This window comes from Synechococcus sp. RC10A2 (assembly GCF_047502605.1).
Genome location: NZ_JANSHP010000078.1, coordinates 1 through 5,927 on the forward strand (window position 1 = coordinate 1; position 5,927 = coordinate 5,927).

Consider the following 5,927-nt stretch of genomic DNA (forward strand, 5'->3'; position numbering starts at 1 on the left):
TGAGCTACCTAATTATGGTGAAAAACCCGACGGGTGGAGACCCTCTGGAAAGCGTATCAAGCGGGGCCTGTACCAAACGGCAAAGGGGTGGTTGGTCAACGCTGATGCGAATGCTGCCGCCAACCTGCTTAAGAAAGTCAGCAGAACCTTGGGGCTTTGCCTTCAGGAACTGTCTAGAGGCGCTTTGACAACGCCGTTGCGGGTTCTTTTGTGGACTGCGTAAGAATCCCCCGCCTTTAGGCGGTGGGAGTCTCAATTGATAGTTCGCACTCAAGCATGGCGAAGCCGAACGCCGTCTCCACCTCTAGCTCCTCTCTCCCTTTGGGAGAAGAGCTGGGGGTGAGGGGTGCCTCTAGGAGTGCGTCTGATTGGCAGCCAGCCCCTCAAGAATAGGTGATGTCCGTCTGTCCCAAAGGGATTGCCTCCATCCCTGCCTCGGCCTCTTCCGCGCGCACCTCCTGCAAAAAGGCTTCGAGAGAAGCGTGGGCTTCCGCCTCCAGATCTGCTCCCCCTTCCGGCAGCCAGCCCAAAAGCGGCAGGGGCAAGAGGGTGGACAGGTTGGTCAATAGCAGCAGCAGCCCCAGATGGCTGAAATCGCTCTCGGTTACCCCCAGCGCGTGCATGAGCAGGGATCCCAACTCTTGAGAGAGAAACCCCGCCAGGTTAAAAGCCGACATCAGCAAGGCGAAGAGGGTAGCTTCGATTCCCGGCGGGCAGAGGCGGGCAGCCAAGACCAACACCGGCATAAAGGCAATCTGCCCTGCCACCGTCAGCACCAGGCTATCCCCCAGACTAAACCAGTGATCGTCGATGCCCCAGGCCCGGTTGAGGTGATAGACCAAAATGAGGCTGGTTAGGCCCAGCCCTGCCGAGAGAACCGTCATCCAGCCAAATAGAGGCCGCAGCGGGATCCGCCGCAGATACACCTGAAAGATCGCCACCCCCACCAAGCTGGCGACGCTGGTAACCAGCCGCACCTGGCCTAAAAACCCCGGCCCAAAGCCGAGATCGCTGGTAAAAAAATAAAACAGGGCCACGTCGGCGCTGGGGGTTGCCTGCCAGATAAAGACAAACAACACCGGCAAGAGAATGCTGGGTTGCCGCAGCGCCCGCCACACCTGTCCCACCTGCTGCCGCAAGGGATCCCAGCCAAAGGAGCAGGCCACCGGCTGATCCACAATCACCCAAGCCGCCAGGGCGATCAGCAGCGGCAACAAGGCCGTCAGCCCAAACACCACCTGGGGGGGATAGTGGGCTAGGAGTGCCCCTCCGGCATAGGCCGTGAGCAGAGATCCCAGCGCCGTCGCCCCCCAGGACAAAGACTGCAGCGTGCCCGTCCCCGCCCAGTCGCTGCCGTGAACCCGCTCCACCACCAGCGAATCCACAATGACATCCCCCACCGCCACCGCCAGGGATCCCAAAACCATCCACAGCATCGCCAACTCAGCCGTTGGCGCCCACAGGGCCATCCCTAGCCAAGCCCCACACCCCAGCAGCCCGGAGAGCAAGAGGTAGGGACGGCGGCGGTAGCCTGCCAGCGGCAGCGTATCGGAGAGGAGGCCGTAAAGAGGCTTGAGGGTCCAGGGAATGACGGCAAAGCCCATCAGCGCCGCCGTCTGCGCCGGCCCCAGGCCCAGGCTATCCTTCAAGTAAAAACTGGTGGCCAGCCGCGCCAGCCCCACCGCCCCCTGCACAAAGTACACCAGCAGGATCCCGATCAGTTCCGGCGTCCAGCAGATCTCTTGCAGGGGATCCAAAGTGGATCGGCGCAGCTGTTGCAGCAGGAGGTGAAGCATGGGCAATCTTGTCCTTGTCGCTTCCTGTCTTGGCCGTTGTCCCGTAGGACTGCTCTTGCAGCATTGTCTTGCCGCAACAATAGCAACAGCAGGAAATGAGAGTTAAGAACTTCTTTACACTGTAACCTGCTCAACTGTAACCTGCCCAACCGGCCCACGGCTGCGATCCTCCAGACCCCCGCCTGTCAAGGCGCCGGCGGCACTTCTGTAGAGATTCCAAGCCGTGAGCTGCCTCGGGCGAACATGACTGACAATGCGAAGGATCCTTTTTTGAACTGCTCATGAGCTGGCAACGCCCCGATGGTCGCACGGCTGCCCAATTGCGCCCGATTTCCTTTCAGCGCCACTTCACCCGCTACGCTCCGGGCTCAGTGCTGGTGAAGTTTGGCGATACCCATGTCCTCTGCACCGCCAGTGTGGCCGAAGAAGTCCCCCCCTTTTTGCAGAACACCGGCCAAGGCTGGCTGACAGCGGAGTACCGCATGCTGCCCACCGCCACCCAACAGCGCCAGCCGCGAGAGACGCTAAAAGTCTCAGGCCGCACCGCCGAGATCCAACGGCTCATCGGGCGTAGCCTGCGCGCCGCCTTGGATTTCCACAAGCTGGGATCCCGCACCATCACTGTCGATGCCGACGTCCTGCAGGCCGATGGCAGCACGCGCACCGCCGCCATCACCGGTGGCTATGTGGCCCTGCACGACGCCATCACTTGGCTTTACAAACAGGGGCTGCTGGATCCGGCGCAGGGATCCCCCTTGCGGCAGCAGGTGGCAGCCCTTTCGGTGGGGATCGTGCGAGGCGAGGTGCTGGTGGATTTGTGCTACGAGGAGGACAGCCAAGCGGAAGTGGACATGAACATTGTCATGAACGAGCAGGGAGCCTTGATCGAGATTCAGGGCACCGCCGAAGCCGGCTGCTTCGACCGCTCGCAACTGTTGCAAATGTTGGATATGGCCCAGGCCGGCATCCAAGAATTGCTCCGGGCCCAGCGAGAGACTCTAAACTTGTAGCCGACGGGATTGTTGCAGCCGCGAGCCCAGCCTGAGCCTTGCAGCGGTTCCGGTCGGGCGGCTGCTGGTAGGGTTCCCAGAGTTCTGCCTTTGACACTCCCACCCAGGGGATTCTTACGCAGCCCAAAATGGACTCGCGAAGGCGCTGTCAAGACGCCCCTAGACAGTCCTTTGAGGCATAACCTCAAAGTTCTGCTTACTTCGGACTGAAGTTCCTCCAGGTTAGTTATTGCCGCGCCGGTTTTGCACCGCAGTAGGTTGTTTTCCTGGAGAAGCTCTATATAACAAAGAAGCAACTAAAGTGGCTCAAGGGCTTTTTCGCCCCGCACTCAAGTACGGGGCTACCAAGCTATCCTCTTGTGTTTCTTTTTGGTAAAGAGACGATAATGAGATGAAGCAGCCGTGAATCACGGCTGCCTCTGCAAGCTTGGGTGTGTGGCCGAGGTGAATCCCTGCGCATTTGGACTGCAGAGGCTGGCCGGGAGGATGTCCCATGTCCCATTTTGTGTTTGCAGCGGGGGAACTGGCGCCCCTGCTCCGGCAGCAAGGTCGGCAGTTTAGCACCGGCTATCTGCACCTCCACCTCAAAGGGGGGGATCCCGCCGAGGGCACGGAGCCTTGGGTGCTGACCTACTACTACGGCAGACTGCTCTTTTCCGCCGATCAGCCCCTCAACCCTCAGATCCTGCTAAAGCGCCTATCCCGCTTTATTCCCCGCCTCAACTTGGAATGGTCGCAGCGGGCTATCCGAGTGCTGCAGGAGCGGCTGATAAAAGACAACTCCCTGCCGGAACTGCTAGAGGCCATCGCCCAGTTGGGCCTGATCAAGCCAGGTGAGCTGGAAGACGCGCTCTGGCTCAACCTGCTCACCGATTTCGATCGCTATCTCTTTGAGCGGGCAGGCACCTGTTCCTTTGAAGTGCAGGAACGGGTTGCCCAAGAGGCCCCCATTGGCGGGTTTGAGTTGGAGCCGCTGCTACAAGAAGCGGCTCGCCGCCACGATCGCTGGGCGGAGTTGCGGGTGGCCGTTCCCACCATGCTGGCGGTGCCGGTGGTCAACTGGGATCGGGTCAACCGCTATCGCCTTACCGACGAACAGCGGCAAAAGCTACACGCCCTCACCAAAGATGGCCAGTCGCTAGAGGCCATTGCCAAGAAGCTGTGTCGGGATCGGCTGGAGGTGGCCGGCCTTTTCGCTGCCTGGGCCAAAAAAGGTCTGGTGAGCCTGCAAACGCCCCCAGAACTGCTGCAGGCTAAGCGCCACGCTCCCACAACCCTCTTGGCGGTGGACGACAGTGTCGTGATGCAAGAAATCCTGCGGCAGTACCTATCCAAATATCACGTGATCACAACGGGCAACCCCGCCGAGGTGCTCCCCCTTTTGTTTCAGCACCGGCCTCACCTGTTGTTGATGGACATCGCCATGCCCGGGATCGACGGCATAGAACTCTGCCGCATTGTGCGTAGCCTGGAAGAGTTCAAGTCTCTCCCTATCCTGATGGTTACCTCGCGGGATAGTTTGCTGGATCGCATCCGCGGCAAGTGGTCGGGAGCAACCGGCTACCTGACCAAGCCTTTTAGCGAAAGCCAGCTCGTCGCCGAGGTGGAGCGGCTTTTGGCCCAGGCCCAGCAGCAAGAGCACACCCCCTACTCTCCCCGAGGAGCCAAAACCAACCCGCCCAGCCCATGGCGGGGATCCCCTGCCCCCCTTGGGGATCAGGCCAAAGCTTAGAAAGCGGGCCAAGGAGGCCGAAACTATGTTTACGGGTCTGGTGCGCAGTTTGGGTACAGCTCAGTTGATCTCCTCTTCCCAAATACGGGTTATCTGTCCAGAGCTACAGCCGCAGTTGGCTTATGGCGACAGCGTGGCAGTGGACGGCCTCTGCCTGACGGTGGTGGAGATCCTGCCCGATGGCTTTTTGGCCGATGTCTCGCCGGAAACGCTGCGGCGCTCGGTCTGGGGCCAGGGATCCGGCCCGCGCACCGTTAACCTCGAGCCGTCCCTGCGGGTGGGAGACAAGCTGGGGGGGCATTTCGTCAGCGGCCATATCGATGGGGTGGGACAACTGTGGGAGCAAGCGGCCACCGGCAACGCCTGGGAGCTGAGCTTCAAGGTGCCGGCGGAGATCGGTCGCTACATCGTGCCCAAAGGCAGCGTGGCCGTCAACGGGGTCAGCCTGACCGTTGCCGAGGTGCGCCAGGGGGGCTGCTGGTTCAAGGTGGCGGTGATCCCGCAGACCTACCGCGAGACCAACCTCTCCTTGCTGCAGGTGGGGGATCCGGTGAACGTGGAGGCGGACATGCTGGGCAAGTATGTGGAAAAATTGTTGGGCCTGGCTCCGCCGGAGAGCGGCCTTTCTCTGGAGTTTCTGGCCGAGCACGGATACGTTTAAGTCCCTAGCGGATCTTTGCCCATCTCATGATTCAGCCGGAAGAAGCCGAACGCCTGCGTGGCGTGACCGTCTATTTGATTGGCATGATGGCCAGCGGCAAGTCCACCCTGGGAGCTGAGCTGGCCGCCCAGTTGCGCCGCCCCTTCTTCGATACCGATGCCCTGGTGGAGCAGGTGGCGGGCTGCTCGATTGCCCAGATCTTTGCCGAGCAGGGGGAGGCCCACTTCCGGGAGCTGGAAACCCAGGTGCTGGCTCAGCTCAGCGGCTACACCCGCCTGGTGGTTGCTACGGGGGGCGGCATCGTGCTGCGGCCCAAAAATTGGAGCTACCTGCACCACGGCCTCACCGTTTGGCTGGATGCGGCCCCTGAGCTCATTTGGCAACGCCTAAAGCGGGATCCTGGCCAACGGCCCCTCTTGCAAACCCCCGATCCCCAAGCTGCCCTGCAGAGGCTGATGCAGGAGCGAGAACCCTTCTACGCCCAGGCCGACGTGCGGGTGCCCATCCATTCAGAAGCCAGCCCGTCCCAGTTGGCGGAACAGGTTTGGCAGGCCATTTGCGCCCGCCTGCGAGCCCAGCCGCCTTGCAACCGATAAAAAAAGGGATCCGCAAACCTCTGGGATCCCTAGACTTGCCAGGAGCGGATCCCTGGCAAGGGGCAGGCAACGATTCCTTAGAGCGCGTTGCCGCGGGGCAGGACTTCCTCGGGGAACTCAAAGCGCTCGTGC

General features: G+C 61.2%; 5 protein-coding genes. 4 read left to right on the forward strand and 1 reads right to left on the reverse strand.

What is annotated here, in order from left to right; all coding sequences use genetic code 11:
• Window positions 1-383: 383 nt before the first annotated feature.
• On the reverse strand, window positions 384-1,796 hold the full coding sequence (locus tag NW848_RS11045; RefSeq protein WP_099812741.1) for a folate/biopterin family MFS transporter: 1,413 nt from the start codon (window positions 1,794-1,796) through the stop codon (window positions 384-386).
• 281 nt (window positions 1,797-2,077) lie between these two features.
• Between NW848_RS11045 and rph the strand changes: the two genes are divergently transcribed.
• The 4 genes from rph (at window position 2,078) to NW848_RS11065 (ending at window position 5,795) form a co-directional block, all read left to right on the forward strand.
• Complete coding sequence (rph, locus tag NW848_RS11050) at window positions 2,078-2,806, forward strand: ribonuclease PH (RefSeq protein WP_011431427.1); 729 nt, start codon at window positions 2,078-2,080, stop codon at window positions 2,804-2,806.
• Window positions 2,807-3,299: 493 nt separating this feature from the next.
• A complete protein-coding gene (locus tag NW848_RS11055; RefSeq protein WP_011431428.1) occupies window positions 3,300-4,538 on the forward strand; it encodes a response regulator in 1,239 nt (412 codons plus the stop codon).
• Between the two features lie 25 nt (window positions 4,539-4,563).
• Window positions 4,564-5,199, forward strand: coding sequence for a riboflavin synthase (locus NW848_RS11060; RefSeq protein WP_011431429.1), 636 nt, complete (start codon window positions 4,564-4,566; stop codon window positions 5,197-5,199).
• 26 nt (window positions 5,200-5,225) lie between these two features.
• Complete coding sequence (locus NW848_RS11065) at window positions 5,226-5,795, forward strand: shikimate kinase (protein WP_011431430.1); 570 nt, start codon at window positions 5,226-5,228, stop codon at window positions 5,793-5,795.
• Window positions 5,796-5,927 lie beyond the last annotated feature (132 nt).

Bases quoted from the DNA above. Each gene is read 5' to 3' on its own strand.
- NW848_RS11045 (WP_099812741.1), bottom strand. From the start codon at position 1,796: ATGCTTCACCTCCTGCTGCAACAGCTGCGCCGATCCACTTTGGATCCC.
- rph (WP_011431427.1), top strand. From the start codon at position 2,078: ATGAGCTGGCAACGCCCCGATGGTCGCACGGCTGCCCAATTGCGCCCG.
- NW848_RS11055 (WP_011431428.1), top strand. From the start codon at position 3,300: ATGTCCCATTTTGTGTTTGCAGCGGGGGAACTGGCGCCCCTGCTCCGG.
- NW848_RS11060 (WP_011431429.1), top strand. From the start codon at position 4,564: ATGTTTACGGGTCTGGTGCGCAGTTTGGGTACAGCTCAGTTGATCTCC.
- NW848_RS11065 (WP_011431430.1), top strand. From the start codon at position 5,226: ATGATTCAGCCGGAAGAAGCCGAACGCCTGCGTGGCGTGACCGTCTAT.